Genomic DNA, 1,584 nt, shown 5'->3' with positions numbered 1-1,584 from the left:
GCGCTGGGCCGGCGGGGCGCCACCGCCGGCTACACCCACAAATACGGATTCCGCTACAGCGTGCTCACCCGCCCCCTGTCCGCCGGATAGGCGGCGGATTCGGCATGCACACCCTCGCCCTTATCCGCGCCCGGATTTTATCCCCGGCCCGGATGCGCGCGGCCCCGGCGACCGCGACGTCGCACCGAGGAAGCGCGACGGAGCGAGCCCTCGACTCCAGCTATCACCGCAGTTCGCTGGCGCTATCTGGCCCAACCGCCGGGAGGTCGGCCGGCGATATGCAGGCACCCATGCCGACCACCTCAGCTGCCCACCAGAACGTCGTCCGCCAACTGACCGGCGCGGGCCCGGCCACCAGCGCATTAACGTCTTTTATGACTCGACGCACCGATTCGGACATCACAGATTAAGGGGCTATTTCGTGTTGGATTACGGGGCTTTTCCGCCGGAGTTCAATTCGGCGCGGATTTATACGGGTCCGGGGTCGGGGTCGTTGATGGCTGCGGCGTCGGCGTGGAGTGCGTTGGCGGCGGAGTTGAATTCGGCGGCGCTGGGTTATGAGCAGGTGGTGACCTCGCTGAGCAGTGAGGAGTGGTTGGGCACGGCGTCGGTGACGATGGCTCAAGCGGTGGAGCCCTACATCGCGTGGATGACCGCGTCGGCGGCGCAGGCCGAGGAGGCCGCGGCGCAGGCGCGGGCGGCGGCGGCGTCTTATGAGGCGGCGTTGTCCTCGTCGGTGCCGCCACCGTTGGTGGCGTCTAACCGGATGCAATCCAAGCAGTTACAGGCGACCAACGTGTTGGGACAAAACACTCCGCTGATCGCCCAACTGGAGGCCCAATACGGCGAGTACTGGGCGCAAGATGCGGGCGCGATGTACAGCTATGCGGGCCAGTCGTCGGCGGCGACCAAGCAGACACCGTTTCAGCGGGCGCCCGAGGTCACCAACCCGTCGGGGCAGGCCACCCAGAATGCTGCGGTCACCAAGGCCACCACGGATTCCTCGGCGGTCAACACGTCCAAAATTCTGGAGTCGATGGCTCGGCCCGGGATGACCGAGCAGGCCACCACCCCCCCGACGTCCGCCGCGTCGTCTGGGTCTTCGTCCACCAGTCTGAGTTCGCTTGCCAGTGCCTACAGCCCCTTTGCCAGCATCTTCTACAGCACCGAGGGTTTGCCGTATTTCAGTATCGGTATGGGGAACAACTTCGTGCAGATCGGTAAGTCGCTGGGGTTGATCACCAGCGCGGCGCCGGCCGCGGCCAAGGCCTTGCCCGCCCTGGGTGGTTTGGGCGGGATGCTCGGGGGCGGGGCGGCTGCTGCTCATCCGGTGGCGGCGTTGGGCAGCGCGGCCTCCATCGGCGGGAAATTGTCGGTGCCGGTCGCCTGGTCGGGGGCGCCGGCGGTCGCACCCGCGCTGGGGCATGCGATCCCGGTCAGCACCATCAGCGCGGCCCCCGAGGCCGCCGGCGGGCCCGGCAACCTGCTCGGCGGCATGCCCCTGGCCGGTGCGGGCGCCGGCGGACACGGCGGGGCCGGCCCCAAATACGGCTTCCGACCCACCGTCATGGCCCGACCACCCTT

Annotated in this window: 1 protein-coding gene; it reads left to right on the top strand. The window is 68.2% G+C overall.

Going from position 1 to position 1,584, the window contains the following annotated elements:
• Window positions 1-421: 421 nt before the first annotated feature.
• Window positions 422-1,584, top strand: a 1,163-nt coding sequence (locus A5775_RS16250; protein ID WP_067254382.1) for a PPE family protein, incomplete at its 3' end; no start/stop codon positions are given.

This window comes from Mycobacterium sp. 852002-10029_SCH5224772 (assembly GCF_001667315.1).
GTDB lineage: Bacteria > Actinomycetota > Actinomycetes > Mycobacteriales > Mycobacteriaceae > Mycobacterium.
This window is presented reverse-complemented; position numbering and strand designations above follow the sequence as displayed.